The organism is Escherichia sp. WS3063 (assembly GCF_046486595.1).
Taxonomy (GTDB): Bacteria; Pseudomonadota; Gammaproteobacteria; order Enterobacterales; family Enterobacteriaceae; genus Escherichia; species Escherichia coli.
The window spans coordinates 85,034-104,868 of record NZ_JBJQKY010000013.1 but is presented as its reverse complement, the minus strand read 5'-3'; the positions used below and the strand labels follow the sequence as shown (position 1 = coordinate 104,868).

Genomic DNA, 19,835 nt, shown 5'->3' with positions numbered 1-19,835 from the left:
AAGGCCTCATGCTAAGTAACGATATTCTGCGCAGCGTGCGCTACATTTTGAAAGCCAATAATAATGACCTGGTGCGTATTCTGGCGCTGGGTAATGTCGAAGCCACCGCGGAACAGATCGCCGTCTGGCTACGTAAAGAAGACGAAGAGGGTTTTCAGCGTTGTCCGGACATTGTTTTGTCTTCATTCCTCAATTGCCTGATTTATGAAAAACGCGGCAAGGATGAGTCTGCTCCGGCACTGGAGCCGGAACGTCGCATTAATAACAACATCGTGCTGAAAAAATTACGCATCGCGTTTTCGCTTAAAACCGATGACATTCTGGCAATCCTCACCGAACAGCAGTTCCGCGTTTCGATGCCGGAAATTACGGCGATGATGCGTGCACCGGATCATAAAAACTTCCGCGAATGCGGCGATCAATTTTTACGTTATTTTCTGCGTGGACTGGCAGCGCGCCAGCATGTGAAGAAAAGCTAAGACGGGTATGGCGGCCATGCGAAACATGGCCGCCGACAGATTATTTCACTTCTTTAAAACCAGCGGCTTTCATCACCAGTTCCATTTGCGCCATAGTGATACCTTTTTTGGCATCTTCAGCAGAAACGTTGATTCCTGAAATACCCTGCAGGGCTTTAAAATCCACTTTTTCCATATCAATAGTCACGTTTTCCTGCGCGTAGGTATCGGTATAGGTTAATTTTTCTTCAACACCCGCGATGTTTTTGTATTTGGCGCTTAACGGCTCAAGTGTCCTGGCGGCATCTTCTTTGGTGGTTGCACCAATGGAGGCAAATTGAATTTTGGTTTCAGAAGATTGCTTAAGCACCTTGTCACCTTTGTAGACATAGGTAATGGCAATTTCAGTGCCGTTCAGATTGGCGCTGAATTTCTTCGATTCTTCTTTGTCACCGCAGCCAGCAAGAGAGAAAACCAGAACAGATGCTACCACAAGGGAAAACAGCTTATTGAAAGCCTTCATGTAAAACTCCATTTTATTTAATCAAGGAACTGGTGACTCTCACCAGGGGCTATATAGGATATGCCTAATACTGTGGCGTGAGCAGTCCGGAACTGGAGTAGAACTCTTAGTAAAAAGCACTATTTCATCCTTGTTGCTGAAGCATGGGGAATAATTGTTCGCAAATCAAAACACCGTTATTCATTGCTTCTACCCGTGCCTCGCTTTCTGTATTACGAAATTGTGCCAACACATGTGCCAGCCGATAAAAACCCACCGCGGTGAGGTCATTCGCCAGCAACTCTGCCTGACCAATAGCACTCTGTTCCTGATAGCGCCAGCCGTTATGGAGCAGTTGAATAAGTAACGCCTGGCAGCGCATCAGCAACTGATGAGCGGTAGACGGCACAGGCAGAACGCTGGCAGAAGGTAGCGGTGCCACAGGCGCAGTTTCTGCGTCCAGCGCCCAGGCGCGGGTTTTTGTCATCATCACCCGTGGTTCCAGTGTCAATTGCCCCTCTACAAAGCTGACAAAGCCAGAAACCAGACTCACGGGGTCCTCTGTTTGTTGTAACAGAGCTGCCATGCGTTCAACAGCAAAGGGCGAACAGGCAGAGGCTGGTAGGGATAATGTCAGCACGTTATCTTCACCTTCGCCGCTGATTACCTCCGCATCCAGCGTCTGGCGGCTGCTATCCCAACCGAGTGAAATACACTCAGCGACCGGCAGAATAAATAAGTTATCCACCTGATTAAGAGGCCGTATGCAGGCGGGGGGACGCTGGCGTAAATATTCCCGCAAAGCCACAATGCCCGGCTGGCGCAACGGCGCGCTCAACATTTGCCAGGCATCTGGCGACAGCGGCACAACACTACTCAAGCGGTTACGGGTCGCGAACAGCAGTTCGCCTTCGGCACTGCGACGCGCTGCTTGTGAAACAATTTGCCCACCTGCCAGTGCGCCAGCCTGAAAACTAAACAGCCGACGTTTTGCCGCGGGAGCGTTTTCTTGTTCGCTTCTCGGCCAACTACGCGAAAGGTGCAAAATACTGCCGGTGTCGGGATCGGTGAACCAGATGCGTAAACCATACTGTTCAATATCCTGCCAGCAACGCATACCTAAAGACACCAGCCGCAGATGATCAAGCTTTGCTTCTCCGGCAATGCCAGCGCCAACGACCGTGCGCCACGGCACAGGAGGAACTTCACCAACACTGTCGCGCCGCGCCATCTCTTGTGCGCAATTTAATCGACTGTTTAATGCCGCAAGCTGACGTAAGCATTCTCCGGCATGATAGTGACTGGCGCGGGCGTGGAAGGCATCAACGCTTGCCCGTAGCTGTCGTAGTGATTCACTTACCCAGCGCCAGTTGCAGCGTTCCGCCGCTTGCTGCGCGCGGCTGAAAGCAGCCTCGTAATGAATAAGCGGCTGGCTGATGCCGCCAAGCCATAACGCCTGGCTTAATTGCTGAACATATTGACGACACGCGTCGCCCTCATCGTTGGCAAACGGATCGTCAGATGATGTGACGTGTTCGCTGCGCATCTGCCAGATTAAATGAGTAAATTCCGCTTGCTGAGTTTTGGCCTCGACGAAGGCCTGCACAGCCAGTGCTACGTGTTCACACAGCGTGCCTTCAATACAATCACAGCGTGCGAAACGAATGCTGCTGCGGGAATAAAAACGTACATCGCTCATCGGTAAGCGGGCAGAGGGAATTTCGCCCGGCGTACAGAACAACTCAATGGTGATGCCTTTAGCGACCAGTGTCTGTGCGCGTTTGCGGGTGGCATCGGGCAGGGTAGCCAGTTCTTCCAGCCAGATTGCCGGATCCCACTCTTCTTCTTTTTCCGTAGGCTGGGTGGTGGCGCAAAGTCGCTGATAACTTAAAACCAGCATCACGCGATGGCGGCACATGCCGTTGGCCCCGCAGCTGCACTGAGCCTCTTTCAGTGCCTGACCGCTCGCCAGTTGGGTACGGACACCGTCACTGAAGGTGGCGATTAAAGCGCCGTTCTCATGGCTGATTTCCGGGACGTTGCCATTTTCCAGTTCCTTAAGACTGCGCTTAACAAAACCGGCATTGCTTAACGCCGTCAGGGCCTGCGGCGTGAGTTCTAATAATTCCGGACGTAGTGAATTCATGACTGCAAATTCTCCGCAAGCCAGGTAGCCAGTTCACCCGGTGTCATTGCGGCTATTTGTGCGCCAACATTAACCAGCGCCTGGGCCATATCGCGGTCATAGCAAGGCGTTGCGGTGCTGTCGAGCGCTGCCAGCCCCAGCACTTTGATGCCGCTCTGGACACACTTTTTCACCTGATGCGTCAGCAATGATGATGAACCCCCTTCATAAAAATCGCTCACGAGGATGATGACGCTTTTCGCTGGTTGTTCAATAAGTTGCCGACCATATTCCACAGCACTGGCGATATTGGTCCCGCCGCCTAATTGCACTTTCATTAATAATTCTACCGGATCAGCAACGTCTGCCGTGAGATCGACGACGCTGGTGTCAAACGCCACCAGATGGGTACGAATACCGGGTAACTGCCATAAACAGGCCGCCATCACTGCGGAGTGGATCACCGAGTCCACCATTGATCCGCTTTGATCAACCAGTAAGACCAGTTGCCATTGTTCGCTTTGGCGTTTAATGCGGCTGTTAAAGCGGGGGGATTCGATATACAACTTGCCGTGTTGCGGGTGCCAGTGTTGCAGGTTGGCGCGCAGAGTACTTTTGAAATCAAAGTTTCGCGCCAGTGGAATAAATGAGCGGCGACGGCGATCGCGGACACCAGAAAAAGCCTGACGAACTTCCTTTGCCAGTCGAGCCATAATTTCTTCAACAACCTGGCGCACTATCTGGCGGGCGGCAGCCAGTACTTCGGGATTCATCAGATGTTTGGTGTGCAAAACGGCGCGTAGCAGGCTTTCAGAAGGCTGCATACGTTCCAGTACGTCGAGATTCGTCACCACATCTTCAATGCCGTAGCGCAGTACGGCATCGCTTTCCAGTCGCTCAATCACCTGTTGCGGAAACAGTGTGTGAATACTGTTGATCCACTCAGGGGTGGTGAGATTTGAGCCACCTAATCCACCAGAGCGTTCACCACGCTGGAGCCGTTCAGGATCGCGCCCATACAGCCACTCCAGCGCGTGGTCTATCTGCCGGGCATTGTCATCCAGCCCACAAAGGGTCGTTTCTGCCGCTTCGCCAAGAATTAATCGCCAGCGTTGTAGCTCACAGGTGGTCAGAAGATCGTTCAGTTCAGACATGGAAAACTCCCCAGTGTTGCAGCGATGCCAGTGCCTGCTGTTCGAGTTGTTGATGATGTGCAATGGCTTGCGGTGGACAATGCAACGGCATTTGCAGCGCTGAAATGGGAAGCTGTGCGAGCTGGTAATGCTCAAGCACCTGATGCGCCAGCGTCCCGCGTTCTCGTGGTGGTAGCCAGGCCATCGCCGCGCGTAAATCGGGCAGGGCGTTAATAAAATCGTCGTCACTCAGTTGATTTAAATGACTACTGAAACCGGCGATAAATGCCAGCTGACAGGCCAGTTGATGGCGGGCCAGCGCCAGCAAACCGTGCAGCGCCTCGCCGGATTGTGCCGGGGATAACTGCGCCAGCATCGTCAGCGCCGCTTCGGCACTGGCGTTGGGATGTTCCAGACGCATTAGTGCGCCAAGAGCCGCGCCGCGATCCAGCGCCGGGGCATGAATCGCCTGACTGCGTCGCTCCAGTAAGGCTACCGCCGCAGAAAGAGAAACGCCGGGTAAATTAACGCCGCTATGTAGATCGCGCAGGATATGGCAAAGCGCTTGCCAGCTATGCAGGTGAGCGTGAAACTCCTTTTCATCCGGTCTGCCGTTAGATTCACACAGCCACAGCGTGCGATCGATAGCCGCGCATAACGTCGTTTGTAATATCTGCGCGCCTTGCATACCGCTGATTTCATCGAGCTGCCACAAGGCGTAAAGCACTTCCAGCGCCTGGCCCATTTCGGCAAACTGATTTTCTTGGGCGATTAATAATGTGAGTTGTTCCAGTAATTGCTGACTGAAGGACGCCAGACCCGCTAACGCCGCCTGGCTAAGACATGTGGTGATACTGCCGATTCCACCCGCGTCCAGCATATCGGCTTCTAATTTATGGCGTGCGGCTTCCTGGAGTGTTGCACCAAAGCAGGCGGCCTCAATCAATGCCGCATGCTGGCTAAGCGGGCGGGTTAATTTCCAGCGTTCTTCACCGTTGCCTGCAAGTGTCAGTGTGCTTCCCTGCTGGCGTACAATCCCTGGGATCTCCAGTATTGCCAGCCGATGTAACACCTGACTTTGCGCTAGTCCATTGGGGTTAAAGCGATTTAAGGTAAGCTCCGCCGGAAGAGAGATTGCGGTACGTTCCAGTTCGCAGGTGACATCTTTTGGCAGAGGCGGTTGTGGCGTAGAAGGGGCAAGTTTACCGAATCCGTCACCCGCTAATGTGTCTATCAACGTTAGCAGAATCGGATCGGTATCGGGATGAATAACGCCGCGATAGCTCCACGGCAACGGCGCATTCAGGGCTTCTTTAATCAGCGAGCCTGCTATGGCATCCAGCCAGTCAGTGCGTAACGGTAGTGTATGACCGCGCAACTGTGCCAGTGCCATCGCATGCAGATGAGCGGCAGCCATATCCGCTGTTGAAGCAGGCAAGTGGTGCTGGCGCAAACGGGTAAGAACCGTTTTCAGCAGTTGTTCACCTGCCTGCTGCAAGCCCCACCGCCAGCACCAGTTTTGCCAGACCGGGGCAGGCATACCGGAAAGGTATCCTGCCAGCACATCAAGGCGCTTTTCACTGTAGGGGGTGAGATAACAACCTGTAACGACATCTGCCAGCGAGGGCAATTCCGGCGTGTTAATTTCCTGCGTGTATTCGCGCCACATCTTTGCCAGTGCCGGAGCATGCCAGCCGCCGCAGACGACTAACACGTCGCCATTGTTTTGCTGCATCGCCCATGCAATCCAGCGGGCCATAAAGGCTTCGCGCTGACGATTGAGAGCATCTCCGGGGGAATCGCCCCGCAGTTGTGCAAAATAGTGCGCCAGCGCAGAGGGTAATGCAGTTTGCTGGCTTTCATCTTCGAACAAGTGATCCCACAGGGTGTCGCTGTTATCCATGCGGGTGGCACGCAGCAGCAAGGTCTGGCTTTCCTCTTGCGTATCAGGCGAATCGTCATCTTCTTCACTCTGCGCCCAGCAAGGTAAATCGATGAAGTAAGTTTGTGCCTGAATACGACGTGCGGCTTGTAGCGCCTGCCACTCCGGTGAAAATTCAGCAAATGGCGTCCAGGCACCGCGCCCGGGGGCCGTACCGTCCTGATACTGGCAATAACTGTAAATAGCTACCGGAAGCTGGTGGGCTAAAAACAGTTCGTCTACCCGGTCATTAAAATCAGCCGGGCCTTCAATCAACACGTATCGTGGCCGCTGGCTTTCGATTAACGATTTCACCAGCCGGGCGCAGGCCGGGCTATGATGCCGGATGCCGACAATTAACGGCTCGCTCATGCATCTTTCCTCACGGCAGGCGGTGGCGGGCTTGATAATAAGCCTGCCAGTGAGCTTCTTTATGTGTGGCGACTCGCTGTTCGAAGTAACGGCGCAGACGAGCGCGATCTTCTTCGTTATCTTTGACGATGGTTCCGGCAATACAGTCCACCAGATCGGCTGGCTCACCTGCGCGATTCGCTAAAAACCAGGCGCGGACGCCCACAGCGTGGGCCACGTTCACGGCTTCAGCGGTGGACATAATCGCTGTTAGTGTATCCATTGACGTTTTCTTTTCGCCGTTGGCACGCAGATCGCGGAAGGTGCGGACCAGTAACTCCAGTACCGCGTCAGGCACTTTATGCGGAATACCGCTATGGGCCAGCAAACGCGCCGAAGCACTGGCGACAAGCTCCAGCTCCTGAGCGAAATCCATAATCGGAAAGACAGTTTCAAAATCGAAACGACGCTTTAGCGCAGCACTCATTTCATTGACGCCGCGATCGCGGGTATTGGCAGTGGCAATAATATTAAAGCCTTCCCGCGCATAGAGCTGACTGGCTTCACCGGTGAGTTCCGGCACCGTCATCACCCTGTCAGAAAGCATACCTAACAGACAGTCCTGCACTTCCAGCGGTGTACGCGTTATTTCTTCAAAACGGACGATTTTGCCGTCGCGCATTCCCTGGTAAAGCGGGGCAGGGACCAGCGCTTCCGTTGATGGACCATGATTGATAAGCAGAGCGTAGTTCCAGCCGTACTTGATTTGATCTTCGGTGGTAGATGCGCCGCCCTGGATGGTTAACCCGGCATCGCCGCTAATAGCGGTTGCCAGTAATTCAGACAGGAGCGATTTTGCGGTGCCAGGTTCCCCCACCAACATCAAACCGCGCCCGGTAGCGAGAGTGACTAACATGCGTTCGACAGCGGAGGGACTGATCACGACTTTACGGCTAATATTTTGCGCTTCGTCGCCAAGGATAAAAGCACGGGCCGCAGGCAAACTTAACTGCCAACCGGGCGGGCAAGGTGCGTGATCATTTTGTTTTAATTTTGCCAGTTCATCGGCGTATAACACAGCGGCAGGCGGACGCTGCAGATGATTATTCTGCGGTGACATATATTCATCCCTGAAATGTATTAATGAAATAAACGATATTTTACGCGCAATAAATGTTTGGCGCATTAGTTGTTTGAGCGGAAAATATCTGGAAAGCAGATCACAGTAAATAAAAAAACCTGCTGGTGAGGCAGGTTCTTTTATTTACTATTTTCAGGCCCAACGCCGCAGCCTGTGCAACATCGTGTTCCAACGAACGAATTATAACCATCGGTGGACCCCGTTGCAATTAAGATAATGAGATTTATAATCCTGACTGTTGGGACGTTGCGCCGGATCGAACCCATTTCAAGTCATGGCTACCGGACGGGTGGTGCCGCAGGTAGTGCCCTGATCCGGAGTGCAACATCGTGGTCCAACATACGTAAACCAGTATCGACAGGCAGTGTAAGGGTAAGGTGCTGGTGTTGCGCTCCTTAATAAGGAGAGCGGATGGACACGCTGACACAAAAGTTAACTGTGCTCATTGCCGTACTGGAGTTATTAGTGGCTCTGTTACGGTTGATTGATTTGTTGAAGTAACGGGCAAATTGAAACGCATCTAAGGGGGAATACCGTCTCCCTCTTTAATAAAGCTATTTTTCTATTTCTTGGTTGAATATATTCTGTAGTTCACGATTAAAAATGGCTATTACCATTTCTGGTGATTCGCCCCGTAATTTTCGCTCATCAATAAACTCATCTCTTATATAAATCAACGCATCATTTATTAGCGGGTCGATATCCTCTCGATCACGTTGATGAAATGTTGGATGTAGCCGGAATCGCTCCAGCCGGTAGATGGAACCTGTAAATAATTCAGAGCATTTATGGATCTCAAGTCTGAAGGAAAACGGATCTTCAGGTACAGGGACTTCATAATCATAAATAGCGACCAGCTCTTTTTGCACGATCATCGCTTTTCCCGGTGGCAGGTCGTGTTAATAACGGGCAGTCGCATCACTGCCCGCTGTGGTTTAATGGAAAATGACGTCGGGTGCGCTTAACGCTTCACTCAAATCAAACACATCAAGTTCGGCAAAAGTGACAGATTTATTGTCACGGTATACATGAAGAGAACGGAAGCTCATTAGCGCTTTGCTATCAACATTGTAGTGGTTAAAACCGGATGAAAACTTAAGGACCAGCCGGTACTCGCCCAGGTCATAGACAAATGCGTCCTCATAGCCTGACTCCCAGCCTTTGTATCGCATTCCCATAAGTTGCCCAACGGTAGCGGATTTACCTTCCCAGCGAGTCAGGCTGTTACTGGCTGACTCGTCAGGCGTGAGCAGCACTGTGCGCCTCGTCAACTGGCGAAAAGGCGGCATAATTTCGTAATCGGCAAAAAGCTGTGCAAATTCACTGCGCATTTCTGCTGTCATTTCTAACGGGTGGGCAATGCCAATCAAAGCATCCGCAGGCAGGTCAATGGGCTCATCTTGTGCATTGCAGAACTCCCCCTCTGCGGCCACACGAAAGGCGTTGAGTAAACGACGCGGTTCATTTGCCGGATACACGCCCCATATTAATCGCTGAGTAACCAGGCGGGTAAAGGGATGATTAACAAACAGAGTATGAAAATCTGCCAGCGACCAGCGTCGGGTGGTGCGTAGGGCCGTTTCAAGACGCGGGAGCAGGTTTTTGCTCACCTGAGTCGCATCTTTTTTTAGCCCTTTTAGTCGGGCCAGTGCCTCGGGCGCTTTCAGTTGATCGTCATCGGCGCGCAACCGGGGAACGCTTTTCTGGCGAACGTTTTGCTGATCAAAGATAACCGGGTTAAGGTTTTCATCAAAGCGAACGGTAAATTGCCGTGGACCAAAATCAAAACTCAACGCCTGCGGATCATCAAGACCCAGTGTTGGGACTAATCTGTCCGCTAACTGTTCCTGGCTTAGCCTACGATTTTCTGCGACCACCTGAAGAAATTCCGCCGCGTTATCACGTAAGGGGCGGGATTTCGCCCGTTGCGATATATGATGCAGCTGTATCAGCGCCATATCATTATTCATCTGAGTAAGTATGTTCAGGCCACTGACGGCACGGGCAGATTTGCCTTCCTGTGGCCAGGCGAGGATCTGTGTTGTCAGATCCCGAGCCGTGCTTTCGTCACCGAAGAGACTTAACGCCAGAAATGCCCAGTTGTCTTTTGCGGGGGCGCCAACTTGTTGCCACGCGGTGAAGAGATCCCAGGCAAAAGCTGCCAGCGTTTGTGGCTGGCAGAACGTTTTCAGTTGTTCCAGCCCGCAATAAAAACGTCCGCCCTGGGTAAAGCGCAGCATGTCGCCGATAATTTCCAGAGCATCATCGGTAACAGGCTGATTATTCGTGATAAGTCTCGGTCTGGACCACATTGTCGGATGCCAGAAATCAGGGGCTTTGGGAATGCGTGCCGGGTAAATGTCCATTGGACCCTGTTTAAGTAATTGCTCCAGGGCAGGCCATACATCTGTATGCTGCCAGCGGTTTGCCACGGTTTGCAGTAATTCGCCATGTCCCTGTTCGTAAAGTAAACGCAGGGCAAGTAATGCAGCTTCGCTATTATCGCTGGATTTGGTGAAGACAAGAGGGATAAGTGCAGTAGCTGTATGTTCCGGCCAATGTAAAATCCACTGGCGAGCCAGATCACGCTGCGCCGCGAAACGTCGCCAGACGCGGGCAACGGGCAGGGCCAGTTCTGTTGCGCCGAAATTTAAAATTAATGGAAATGTTTCTTTTGGACGATGTGAAAAAGCCAACAGCAGACCTGGTAGAGCATCCAATCCGAAGATACTGAGAAAATAGTCCTCACCCGCAGACAGATGCTTTTTCTCATTGATACGTAGCCAGAAAGTCAAAGCCATCTCACGCGGCAACTGCGCCAATAAATACAGGTTCCAGATACTCTTTTCCCGACGATAGCGTGAGTAGCTGTCATTTTCCCATATGTTAATTAACACTTCTACGTGACCGTTGCGAAGCGCCTGTTCTGCTAATTGAGCTTCCGGGGAGCTCCAGCCATTCATGATCTCTTCAACCCGCCCTGGGTAGTAATGCCACTGAACAATGAGTGAATTGCGTGCAGCATCCAGTTTTCCGGGGAGTATATAATTCAAAAACAGCCATACATCATCTCCAAAACCCAGCTCCTGTAATACAACTCGTCCACTTTTTTGTTCCATGCGTTCCGCAAGAGATTCCGTGCTGAAATAACGGGCAGACTCAGTGGCGGCAAGCCTCTCTCGTTCGCCTGGTTGCCAGTAAACTTGCGGCGTTAATTCGAACGGTGCCAAATCAAGACGTGGAACTGTCATTTTTTTCTTACTACGCCACGGTGGTGAAACGAGGATTTCAGGCATTTGGATGTTATCGGTGCTATCAATAACCGTTTTGGGCGGTGCCGATAAATAACTATTCAGCACTGCCTGGGCTTGAGTACTTAACCACGGCATCACCTCTTCTGCCAGTTGTGGCTGCGATGCCATCAGCGTTTGTAACAGCGTACGCCAGTATTCATCTCGAGCTTTTTGCTGTGCAGGCAGCTTTTTGTCTTCGATGATTGGATAACCAGGGCGTGCAGGCGGTTCTTTTAACGCCAGAAGCTCTGCCAGTGCGGCAAGCGTCGCATGGGGGAAGTTTTTACTGTATTTAGCCACACGTTGCAGGCTGGGTTTATTTTTATCAGCAACTAACAGCAGGGTACGGATGACCTGCGGATGGTTAATTTGTACCAGCAGACTGCCGCAATCTTCTTTATGGGCATACATCGCGAGGCGTGGAACGGCTGCAATTCCTTGTTCGCGCAAAAGGGCGGCGCAGGCCGCGTAGCCGAAGTGGTTTTCATGCGACATGTAGCTGGCTTCGCGATCGCTAAATATATCCTGGCTCCAGTAGCGTTCGAGTTTTCCCACTGCCCTGTGGTCAGTAGCAACAACTTTTAACCACTCCTTAGAATGAAAATGAGTCCACGGGCATTCAAGGCCTACCAACTCATTGGCGATTTCTGGTTTTTCCGGGAGGATCAGCGCAATAAAAGGACGGCGAACTTGGGGTAGTCCTGGCAGTGCGGCAATGAGTTTGTCGGCGCAACGCTGCCAGCAGCTTTCCTCTGCCAGAGAGAGATGCTTACGCAGTCGGAGATCGAATTCGTTATAGGTTTCTGAGCGATAACCATAGCCATAATCCTCGTTCTGATACTGCAATGTCACTAGCAGAGGATCACTCTCATAACACTGTGCAATAAACTGGCGTGCAATCACCACCTCAGTCGCATATTCCAGTCCCTCTTGTTGGACGATTTCGTCGAGCAACTGTTGGCTGTCATTTTGCGCGATACAGGCTAGCGCCGCCATTGTCCGGGCCGGAACTGAGGGTTTGTGCTCGCCGATCAAGTTGATGGCCTGCGTGATGGCGGACTGCCATTCCAGTGAAAAATTTTCATAACGCCAGACAATGTTTTTTTTCTTCTCAGCAATGTGTAGCAATTTATCACCCAGTGTCTGGATGAGGCTTTCAGTGATAACAGGCACCGGTTCTCCCGGCCAATTGCGATGGCTGAGTGGTGTTTTGCCTTTTTTATATTTCAGTTCCAGTTGGGCGTTATCCGCCAGCCACGGTAATTCCTTGTCCATGTTCTTTCCTTATTCAAACAGGGCTTCAATATCGTTAATCAACTCGCTGGCGGTGATGTCATCGAGTGCGGAGAACTGCGCTTCCTGTGTTGAATGACTCCCCCAGCCATAGCTTTCTGCTTTGCCTTCCCATAGCCACAGCTTGCTTAAGAGTTGCTCGGCACTGAGTTCGGCTGGCGACATACCAACTGCAAATCCTTCATCGATTTCCATGATTAATGACCAGCGGCCCAGAGGTTTGATCATCCAGCCGATCCAGCCACCGTCCTGCGGTTCACCACGCACCCAGCCTTTATTCGACAGCCCCATAACCCGACCGCTCGGGCATTTTCTGCCTGCCCAGCGGGTTAGTTCGCTGGCGTTGCGTTCGACTTCAGTCAGGGCATAACTGTTGCGGTCGAGCTGACGGAACGGCGGTAAAAGTTCGTAGTCGGCAAAAAGCTGACCAAAGGCGGCGGCATCCGTCGGTGATATTTCCAGAACGTGAGGAATACCAATAGAGATATCGCCTTCCGGCAGGGTGAAAAGATCATCGTCAGCGGTGCTGTAGCTGTTATCTTCTGCCACCCGGAAACAGGCCAGTAGCTCGTTTTCGGTGCTATAAACGCCCCAAATCAGACGGCGGGTTAAGTGGCGAACCAGCGGATGCTCAACCAGGAATAGCTGGAAGTTTTCCGGCGACCAGCGGCGGCGTAGGCACATGGCGGATTCCAGCCTTGCTACCTGCTGGGCGGCAACGGTACGCGCATCTTTTTTCAACAGTTTGTAGCGGTTAACTGCATCGTTCGCTTGGGTTTCATCATCGCTTTTGTTCGGTTTAGGCAAGTCTTTCAGGCGGCTGCCGGAAGCATCACGCACAAACGGTTTTAAGGTTTCATCAAAGCTGACGGTGAACTGCCGTGGCCCGAAATCCAGCAGCAGCGAACCGTTATCATCCAGACCGAGATCCGGTGCTAACCGATCTTCAAGTTCTGCCACTGTGAGTTCGCGGCTTTCGGCAATGTCGGCAATTTTTTCTTTTGCTCGCTCCTGTAATGCTTTGAATTTCAGTTTCTGGGCGATGCCGTTAAGCTGCATCAGGGCGATATCGCTGCCGATAGCAGCGAGAATATCCAACCCAACGGTGGCACGTTTATGCTGAGATTCGCCAGGCCAGGCGCGGATTAATGGCGTCAGTTTGCGGGCGGTGTCATCGTTACCGAGAACGCCTAACGCAGTGAACGCCCAACTTTCTTTCGACGGTGCGCCAGCGGTCTGCCAGGCGGTAAACAGATCCCAGGCAAATTCAGCCAGTGAGTCGGCGGTACAGGCATCTTTCACCTGCAATAATCCCGGATACAGAGCCTCTTCCTGAGGGAAGCGGAGCATTTCACCGAGGTGGAGGAGGGCGTTATCTGGCAGTGATTGGGCATTTGCTTTTAATACCGGGCGGGTCCAGATCGATGGCTGATAAAAGGCCGGAAGAGTGGGGATTTTTGTCGGGTGATTATCTAAGGGATCGAGCGCAAGCATAGCGTTCACCGCATCTGTTACTTCCGGCTGGTTATAACGCCGGGCGATTTCTTGCAGTAATGGCTGATGATCGTTTTCGATAAGCATACGCAAGGCAGCGCGGGCGTTATCCTGTGCTTCACCGGCTTTGCCGAGCGCCGAAGGTAGCAGGCCGGTAATGGCGTGTTCCGGGTATTTCAGCAGCCAGGTGCGGGCGTCTTGTCGTAGGGTTTTGAGTTTGTTGAAGGCGCGGGCGACGGCAGGAGCCAGCTCACTCGCTGCGAAGTAATTCGTTATGGGCAAGGCTTCCTGTGGATAACGTGCAAGTGAGTTTACTAACCCAGGTAATCCTTTGAGTCCAAAATGTAACATGGCGTATTCGGTATCGGTATGCGGAGATAGAGTAAGGGCATTCCATGCTCTTATTGCTTTCTCCAGCGGCAATGTTGTCAAAATCCCCAAATGCCAATAATGCCCGGTAGGTGAATGAAACACCTTAAATTCACTTATTAAGGTTGAATAATCTTCATTTAGCCATGCCTCAACTACCGCTTCGGGAGCTTTAATATATGTACCAGCGATCCGTCGTTGAAAACCCATCCTTGCCAACAGATTGGCAGTACTTTCTTCATGACTAACCGTGATGTGTTTTGAATACCAGATATATTTCGCCAAAAGTTGATTACTGATTTCTTCTGTCAGATAACTGATTGGCTCAATGCCTAATGGTGCTAAATCAAGCACCGGAATCGACGATTTTTTCTTTTTCGAAAGCCATGGTGGGGAGACTACTATGGCCGGCAGTAGATCGGTGCTGGCATGGTTTGATGGCTGTGTCAGTTGTTGCTGGCATGATTTCAGCACTGCAGCTGCGGGTGTCGAAAGCCAGGGAATGACCTGTTCTGCCAGTGCTGGTTGCGAGATAAGCATCGTCATTAGCATAATGCGCCAACTATTCTCTTCTTTTTGCACTAGAAGTTCCGCCAGTGCTGCCAGTGCTGCGTGTGGGAACGCAGCGCAGGCTTTCGTCATTCGATCGTGACAGCGTTTAGTATGCCCGGCTACACGTATAAGCAGTGTTAATGCGAACGGATGATTGATATGACGCAACACATCGGCGCAGTAGTCACTTGCGGCATAGGGAGCAAATCGGGGCAGGGCTGCAACACCTTGCTCCTGTAATACGGTGGCTGACCATATCGCACCACAATAGTAATCATCAAAAATGGCATATGGCTCGTGATATTTTTCTAATGAGGCAAGAATGTGCTCATCAGTCGCCACTATTTTTAGCCACTCAAGCGAGGGTAATTTTTTTTTCCCCAGTAGACGCTGGGCAATTTCATGTGCAATTTCTGGTTTTTCGGGTAATAACAAAGCAATTAATGGTTGCCGCCATTCTGGAATATGTGGAATTGCGGCAATAAGTTTTTGTGCACATTTTTGCCAGAGAGACTCTTCCGCCAGTGATAAATGTTTCCGTAGGCGTAATTCAAAACTGGAATATTGCTGCAAGTTATCAGGTGCAATGCCAGACGGCAGAATAATAATGATATTATTCGCATAATTCCATTCAATATCAATCTGTTGAAGGTGTATTATTACATCAGTAGCATATTCCAGACCGCCTTCCTGAATGATCTGATCCATAACATCCTCACGCACTTTATATCTTGTGCATTTCATTTCAAGTGCCGTGAGTACAGCCATTACTGGTGATGGTAACTGTGTTGTTTTCAGGCAGTCGATCTGACTGATCGCCTGGGCGACGGTGTTTTGCCATACTAAAGAACAGGCGCTGAAGTCAAATGTGGCTGTTTTATTATCCCGTTGCGACACGCTACAGGCTAAGCGACGTAACTGGGTCAAGTTGTCTGCTTGCTGAACAGGAACTCCGGGAAAGCGGCGATGGCTTAACGTGGTGTGTACAACTTCGGGCGGAAAAACGACAGCAATATCTTTCGCCAGCCACGGTAAAACATCATCTGTATTTTTGTCAGCCACACGGGCTTCTGCTACGCAAAAGGGTTGTTCCTGAATAATGGTGGATAAGGCCGCTACCTTGAGAGAATCCGTTACCGTTTGGGAAGGTTGCAAAGAATTATCCTTCGCTTGCTCCACATACCCCTTCTTCATCTTCTCCGCAATCAGCCTCAGTTCCGCTTTTTCCGCCGCCGCAGCATCAGCAAAGCTTTTTACCTGGCTTTGCCCGTTGGTACTGACTTTGCCCCAACTAATATGCAGCTCGTTTCCCTGTTGCTCCACTGCCCAGAATTTATGTGATTTTTCGTCCTGATAAATATAGGTTTTCATTGCTAAATCCTTTTAATCAAACAATGATTCAATGTCGTTAATCAGCTCGCTGGCGGTGATGTCGTCGAGCATGGAAAAAGTAAGTAAAGGTTGTTTACCGTAGCGATCATCTGGCGAGGTGATTTTTACGCTTTCAACAGGTAACAGGTCGCCATAACCTGTTTCGCCATAAATTAATGAAAAATGTTCTGTTTCAAGTTCGAGATCGCCATAAGGAGTAGATTTGCGCATCGCATAGACGCTGCCGCTTTCTTCCAGACGTTGCCAACCTCGGCGCTCTAGCCCGACAATGCGCCCTGCCTGGCAAAGGCGTCCGCTCCAGCGTGTCAGTTCGTGGGTATTCCGTTCATTATCAGCAAGACGATAACTACCACGATCGAGCTGTTGGAAGGGGGGGAGCAGTTCGTAATCAGCGTAAATTTGCCTGAATGCAGCGGCAGATTCAGGGGGGATTTCCAGCATATGCGGAATACCGATGTTTCCTGCTGGTAGCGTGAATAGCTCATCCTGCATATCGCTGTAAGTGCTGTCTTCTGCGACCCGGAAGCAGGCAATCAGCGTGTTTTCCTCAGTATATACCCCCCATAACAGTCGTCGGGTTAAGTGACGTACCAGTGGGTGCTCCACCATGAACAGGCGGAACTGCTCTGTCGTCCAGCGTCTGCGCTGGCACATAGCCTGTTCCAGACGGGTAATTTGCTGGCTGGCGATAGCACGAACATCTTTCTTCAATTGTTTAAAGAGGTTAACGGCGTCAGTTGCCAGTGTTTTATCATCGCTCTGATTTGGTTTGGGTAAATCTTTCAGGACCTTGCCGTTTGCATCGCGCACTACAGGTTTTAAGGTTTCGTCAAAACCAACGGTGAATTGACGTGGGCCGAAATCAAGTATCAGCGAGCCGTTGATATCAAGCCCTAAATCTGGAGCCAGGCGGTCTTCCAGTTCGGCCATTGTCAATCCGCGATTTTCGGCGACCATATTGATTTTGTCGCGGGCATGTTCCTGCAATGCTTTGAATTTAATTTTTTGTGCAATGCCATTAAGCAGCATCAGCGCAATATCGCTACCGATACTGGCTAACACATCGAGCCCAGAAACCGCGCGTTTATGCTGGGATTCACCCGGCCAGGCCCGGATAAGCGGGGTTAGTTTACGCGCGGTGTCGTTATTGCCTAAAATCCCCAGCGAGGTAAATGCCCAGTTTTCTTTTGCGGGCGCGCCAGATTCCATCCATGCCGTGTAGAGATCCCAGCCAAAGTCAGCCAGTGATTCCCGGGTGAAGATTTCTCTAATGATATCCAGTCCAGCGTAGGCGGTAATGTCGCGAGGGAAGCTCAACATAGTGCCCAGGTGGCGCATAGCGTCATCGGACAGAGGCAGATTGTTACTTTTAAGCCGTGGTCTGCGCCATAAGGTGAACTGATAAAAGCCGGGCAATGGGGCGATTTTTGCAGGATATTCTTCCAGTGGGTCGCTATCGAACAATGTTGCCAGCGCAGCTAAAACATCTGGTTGGTTATACCCCCGGGCGATTTCCTCAATCGTTTCTCGTTGGTTTAAATTCACCAGCAGGCGGAGCGCCTGGCGGGCATATTCCCGATTTTGGCAGTGTTTACCCAGTGCTACAGGAAGCAGTCCGGCGGCGGCATGGCGCGGGTAATCAGTCAGCCAGTTTCGCGCATCGTCATAAGACATTTTTTTCTGTAATTGTTGCGCCATCGGTAAGGCCAGGTCACTGACACCGAGGAAAAAGGGGAAGAAGCACAGACGTCGTGGATCACGTTGCAGGCAGGTCATAAATGCAGGTATGGCGGCGCTACCAAAAATTGCCAGAATATTTCCCTCATCAGAGTAGTTATCTTCTTTGACTATCTGGTTAAGAAAAGAAATGGCCTGTTGACCAGGCAGGTAACAGAGGGCAATGAGATTCCAGCTTTTGTATGCATTGTTATGGTATTGCACAAATTCAGCATTGAGTGCTGGAAAATCGAAGCGTAGCAGGGCATCAACGGCGCTTTGTGGCGCCGGAATTTTTTCGTAGATTTTTTCTCCGCTTTCCCGCCATTTTTCAAAACCAAGATGCCACAGTATTTGTTGCTCCGGTGTAAGCGGTATTAAGTGTTTCTCCCAGCTTGCTTTTTTTATCGGCGGCAGGTCGGTAAACAATGTTTGTTTTGTCGCCTGCTGTTGGGCTATTTGCTGGAAGCGGGTGACAAGGTAAGTACGGGTTAGTCTTTTGGCAATCTCGGGAGTGACATCAGAAACAGAAGGAACTGGAAGCACTGGAAGATCAAACACAGGCGTATTTTTCTTTTTCTCTTTGGTCATCCAGGGCGGCGAAACAAACAGCTCCGGCAACATATCCACAGTGGCATATTCACATTCTTCAGCTACTGGCTGCGGACGACATTCAGATAAGATGCCTGCCGCTTTAGCATTAACCCAGGGAATGACGTCACATACCAACTCTGGCGTGACGGTAACCAGTTTGACAAGCGCGTTGCGCCACTGTGCATCTTCATGTATTGCCAGCAAAGTTGCATAAGCGGCAATAGCCGCAGCGGGATGTTTTTGACAGGCTTTGCTTAAGTATTCCAGGTGCTTTTTCTTGCCAATTACACCGAGGATCAGAATTTGAATCGCATCCGGGTGATTCGTTTTCCATAACCATTTGACAAGATCTTCAGTCTCGCTGATGCGCTCGAAGAGATAAGTGGGATTGTCAGAATGCTCTTCCACAAACTCAGTAAGTATCCGGCTTACACCGCTCACCCCATTATTTGCCAGCAACATTGCCAGATAAGCGCGAAAATCACGATATAACGGTGGGAAGTCGTATTTTTCTGCTGCAGTCAGAGCGGCATCATCGGTTACTACCAGTCTTAACCAGGTCATCGCCGGAACGTTTTGGTCTGCGTAACGTAGAGCCATAGCATTGGCAATATCCGGGCGTTCAGGGAGCAGTAACGCCGCAAAAGGTTGCCGTGCTGGGGATAGCGTCGGAATAGCAGTAAGCACTTTATTCACACAGCGTTGCCACTCATCTTCTGAAGCGAGTGAAAGATGATGACATAGACGTTGATGCCAACTCGGTAGCGATTCTGCTTTGTGACCAGGTGGAATGATGGTGGTGACTGCGCCTTTTACTGGTTTATATTTGAGTTGAAGAGCAAAAAGGGCGATTTCAACGGCACTTTCCAGACCACAGCGAATGACTAAGTCATCGACCAGTTCATCTGCAGAGTAAGAGTTCCAAAAACTCCAGAGCAATGCCGCATCAGATTGCGCACTCCCTGTTTGTTGATTGTCCAGAATTCGACTTTGTAACTCGGCAAACGCTTGCTGCCAGTTTTCAGGATAAGAGCGGTAATTATTGTCGGGGTCATATGCCCTGGTGTTATTCGCAATGCGCTGCCATATTTGACCATCTTTGTGCAGATAATTGATCTCTCTGGGGCGAGAGCGATGTGGAAAAGCAAATCGATTAATATCGTCAGTGACAGGAATGACTGCATCATCAGCCAGCCATGGGTGTTTATTTTGACTCACAGGGGGAGTTTTAACTTCAGGAGTGGCTTTGGTGATGGGGGGGATATGCACGTTTGCTGAAGCATTTTCCACATAGCCTTTTTTCGTTTTCTCCGCGATCAGCTTAAGCTCCGCTTTTGCCGCTGCCGCAGCATCAGCAAAGCTTTTTACCTGGTTTTGCCCGTTAGTGCCGACTTTGCCCCAACTGATATGTAACTCGTTGCCTTGCTGCTCCACCGCCCAGAATTTATGTGATTTTTTGTCCTGATAGATAAAGTGTCTCATTCTGCATCCCTGTAATTTT

10 protein-coding genes are annotated in these 19,835 nt (G+C 50.8%); 1 reads left to right on the top strand and 9 read right to left on the bottom strand.

Going from position 1 to position 19,835, the window contains the following annotated elements; translation table 11 throughout:
- The first annotated feature begins 8 nt into the window (after positions 1–8).
- A complete protein-coding gene (locus tag ACJHYW_RS14370; RefSeq protein ID WP_001361590.1) occupies positions 9–479 on the top strand; it encodes a DUF1456 family protein in 471 nt (156 codons plus the stop codon).
- A 40-nt stretch (positions 480–519) separates the two neighbouring features.
- Here the strand turns inward: ACJHYW_RS14370 and ACJHYW_RS14365 are convergent, their stop codons facing one another.
- The 9 genes from ACJHYW_RS14365 to ACJHYW_RS14325 all read right to left on the bottom strand — a co-directional run bounded on the left by ACJHYW_RS14365 (position 520) and on the right by ACJHYW_RS14325 (position 19,816).
- Complete coding sequence (locus tag ACJHYW_RS14365) at positions 520–981, bottom strand: YehR family lipoprotein (RefSeq protein ID WP_001296231.1); 462 nt, start codon at positions 979–981, stop codon at positions 520–522.
- A 124-nt stretch (positions 982–1,105) separates the two neighbouring features.
- Entirely contained in the window at positions 1,106–3,106 is a 2,001-nt protein-coding gene (locus ACJHYW_RS14360) for an SWIM zinc finger family protein (protein WP_001361589.1), read from the bottom strand.
- Positions 3,103–4,239 carry a vWA domain-containing protein gene (locus ACJHYW_RS14355; protein WP_001292746.1) on the bottom strand — a complete coding sequence of 379 codons (1,137 nt, stop codon included), beginning with the start codon at positions 4,237–4,239 and terminating at the stop codon, positions 3,103–3,105. Before ACJHYW_RS14355 ends, ACJHYW_RS14360 begins: the two co-directional genes overlap by 4 nt.
- A complete protein-coding gene (locus tag ACJHYW_RS14350; protein ID WP_001294431.1) occupies positions 4,232–6,511 on the bottom strand; it encodes a DUF5682 family protein in 2,280 nt (759 codons plus the stop codon). The genes ACJHYW_RS14355 and ACJHYW_RS14350 overlap by 8 nt, the downstream gene beginning before the upstream one ends.
- 10 nt (positions 6,512–6,521) lie before the next feature.
- A complete protein-coding gene (locus tag ACJHYW_RS14345) occupies positions 6,522–7,610 on the bottom strand; it encodes an ATP-binding protein (protein WP_001361588.1) in 1,089 nt (362 codons plus the stop codon).
- Between the two features lie 575 nt (positions 7,611–8,185).
- Entirely contained in the window at positions 8,186–8,506 is a 321-nt protein-coding gene (yehK, locus tag ACJHYW_RS14340) for a protein YehK (protein WP_000636920.1), read from the bottom strand.
- A 60-nt stretch (positions 8,507–8,566) separates the two neighbouring features.
- Positions 8,567–12,199, bottom strand: a complete 3,633-nt coding sequence (yehI, locus tag ACJHYW_RS14335) for a DUF4132 domain-containing protein YehI (RefSeq protein ID WP_000356813.1) — start codon at positions 12,197–12,199, stop codon at positions 8,567–8,569.
- Positions 12,200–12,208: 9 nt separating this feature from the next.
- Positions 12,209–16,003, bottom strand: a complete 3,795-nt coding sequence (locus tag ACJHYW_RS14330; protein WP_061092861.1) for a DUF4132 domain-containing protein — start codon at positions 16,001–16,003, stop codon at positions 12,209–12,211.
- A gap of 12 nt (positions 16,004–16,015) precedes the next feature.
- A complete protein-coding gene (locus tag ACJHYW_RS14325; RefSeq protein ID WP_001215675.1) occupies positions 16,016–19,816 on the bottom strand; it encodes a DUF4132 domain-containing protein in 3,801 nt (1,266 codons plus the stop codon).
- Positions 19,817–19,835 lie beyond the last annotated feature (19 nt).

Coding starts and splice junctions, on each gene's coding strand:
- ACJHYW_RS14370 (WP_001361590.1), top strand. CDS start 9: ATGCTAAGTAACGATATTCTGCGCAGCGTGCGCTACATTTTGAAAGCC.
- ACJHYW_RS14345 (WP_001361588.1), bottom strand. CDS start 7,610: ATGTCACCGCAGAATAATCATCTGCAGCGTCCGCCTGCCGCTGTGTTA.
- yehK (WP_000636920.1), bottom strand. CDS start 8,506: ATGATCGTGCAAAAAGAGCTGGTCGCTATTTATGATTATGAAGTCCCT.
- ACJHYW_RS14330 (WP_061092861.1), bottom strand. CDS start 16,003: ATGAAAACCTATATTTATCAGGACGAAAAATCACATAAATTCTGGGCA.
- yehI (WP_000356813.1), bottom strand. CDS start 12,199: ATGGACAAGGAATTACCGTGGCTGGCGGATAACGCCCAACTGGAACTG.
- ACJHYW_RS14365 (WP_001296231.1), bottom strand. CDS start 981: ATGAAGGCTTTCAATAAGCTGTTTTCCCTTGTGGTAGCATCTGTTCTG.
- ACJHYW_RS14325 (WP_001215675.1), bottom strand. CDS start 19,816: ATGAGACACTTTATCTATCAGGACAAAAAATCACATAAATTCTGGGCG.
- ACJHYW_RS14355 (WP_001292746.1), bottom strand. CDS start 4,239: ATGTCTGAACTGAACGATCTTCTGACCACCTGTGAGCTACAACGCTGG.
- ACJHYW_RS14350 (WP_001294431.1), bottom strand. CDS start 6,511: ATGAGCGAGCCGTTAATTGTCGGCATCCGGCATCATAGCCCGGCCTGC.
- ACJHYW_RS14360 (WP_001361589.1), bottom strand. CDS start 3,106: ATGAATTCACTACGTCCGGAATTATTAGAACTCACGCCGCAGGCCCTG.